This is a genomic window from Halolactibacillus sp. JCM 19043, assembly GCF_001310395.1.
GTDB classification, from domain to species: Bacteria; Bacillota; Bacilli; order Bacillales; family Amphibacillaceae; genus Halolactibacillus; species Halolactibacillus miurensis.
In genome coordinates this window covers 1-1,131 of the sequence record NZ_BAXD01000082.1, presented here as the reverse complement: position 1 = coordinate 1,131, position 1,131 = coordinate 1, and the positions used below count along the sequence as shown (strand labels likewise).

Annotated in this window: 1 protein-coding gene; it reads left to right on the top strand. The window is 40.8% G+C overall.

The window, feature by feature from the left end:
- Positions 1 to 195 precede the first annotated feature (195 nt).
- Positions 196 to 1,131: ISL3 family transposase (locus JCM19043_RS15690; protein ID WP_062323998.1), on the top strand; the 936-nt coding region annotated here is incomplete at its 3' end.

Genomic DNA, 1,131 nt, shown 5'->3' with positions numbered 1-1,131 from the left:
TTTTAAGTGAGATAGAGATTGCTCACTAAAATTACTCACTAGCACCTTTTTCTTTCTAAATATAGAAAACAAGTGAGTTTCCCTGTAATATTAGTTTTAACCACAAAACCATTAGGAGGGAACCCACTTGTCTATATCTCATACTATAAGAATTCTCTTTGACATTCAAGATAAAAATATTATTTTTGAAGAGGATTGTGCCCGCGCGGCACAAAGAACGGCCTTGCTTGCACATTCCTGGAGGGGACACTCACGTATACCCCGACGCACTGTGACCGCTGTCACGCCGGAAATGAAGACTACACCATTATTAAAAATGGCACGAAGACATCAACGATAGTTATTCCAGCTGGGGGAACGAAAAAAACGTATCTCGAATTAAGAAAACAACGCTTCTATTGTAAACAATGCCAGACGACGTTCGTGGCAAAAACATCGCTAGTTAATGAAGGGTGCTTCATCTCGAAAGATACGTGCCTTCAGGCGGGGATAAAGACAGCTGAAGCTCGTTCAATAAAAGATATTGCCCGTGATTGTGCTGTTTCTCCAACAACGGTTCAACGTGAAATTAATAAGACGAGTCAAGAGCTTCAAACGTATGATCGGACGTTACCTGAGAACCTTTCTTTTGATGAATTTAAGGTAGCCAAAGGACAGATGGCTTTTATCTATATCGATGTGGCTTCTGGTGATCTCTTAGATATACTCCCACAACGTGATGGGCGCACGATTCGCAACCACTTTACGACGTATTTTACTTTTAAACAGCGCAAGAAAGTGAAGACAGTAACGATTGATATGAATGCGAGTTATCAGGGCGTGATTAAGGACCTATTTCCGAACGCTAAGATCATTATTGATCGCTTCCACATCGTACAATTGATGACGCGAGCGATGAATAAAACACGCGTCAAGATTATGCAAGCATTCAACACATCAAACGGCGAAGACAAAAAGAAATACCGTCGGCTCAAGCGATACTGGCGACTAATGTTAAAACCTAGCGAAGACCTTTCAAGTACAGAGTATAAGCACTATACCATGTTCGGGCAACTACCATCTAAATCTGTTGTAGATACTATGTTAGAGTATTCTGATGAACTAAAAGCAAACCATGACTTACTCCAACGA